Raw genomic sequence first — 533 nt, 5'->3', positions numbered from 1 at the left:
AGCTCCGCCTTGGCCGACTCGTCGATGTCCTCGGCGGCGATCATCGCGACCATGCGGTCTTGGGCGGTGGCCAGACGAGACTTGGCGGCGCGTTCCTGTTCGGCGGCGGCCATCTTCGCCGCCAGCTTCGGGGTCATGTCCTCGTCGACGGTGACCTTCCCGCTGGACAGGTCGACCTCCACACCCCACCGCTGCTTGATGTGGCTGGCCAGCTCGACCGCCGCGCGCCGCGCGGTGTCGGACTCCTCGGACCAGGTCACAGCCTCGTGCAGCGCGACCGCGACCTCACTGCGCGACAGGCGATCCCAGCCCGTCTTGCGTATCTTCTCCAGCGCGGTCTCGGCGGCCTTGCGTTGCGCGGCGAGCGCCGCGGCCTGCTCACGAGCCTTCTTCGCGTCGCGCTGCTCCTGCTCCTTCAACGCCTCACGGCGACGCCGGGCACTCTCATTGGCGCGGGTCAACACGTCCTGCATCAAGCCGCGGATCAACATCGCGAATTTGGAGCCGATGTGATCAATGGTGTCGTCGTGGTG

Annotated in this window: 1 pseudogene; it reads right to left on the bottom strand. The window is 67.9% G+C overall.

The window, feature by feature from the left end:
- Positions 1 to 533 (bottom strand): annotated as a pseudogene (locus A5780_RS41080) (hypothetical protein); the annotation flags it as partial.

This window comes from Nocardia sp. 852002-20019_SCH5090214 (genome assembly GCF_001665865.1).
Classification (GTDB): Bacteria; Actinomycetota; Actinomycetes; order Mycobacteriales; family Mycobacteriaceae; genus Nocardia; species Nocardia nova.
Note: the sequence above shows the minus strand (reverse complement) of the source record. Positions and strands in the feature narration are given on the sequence as shown.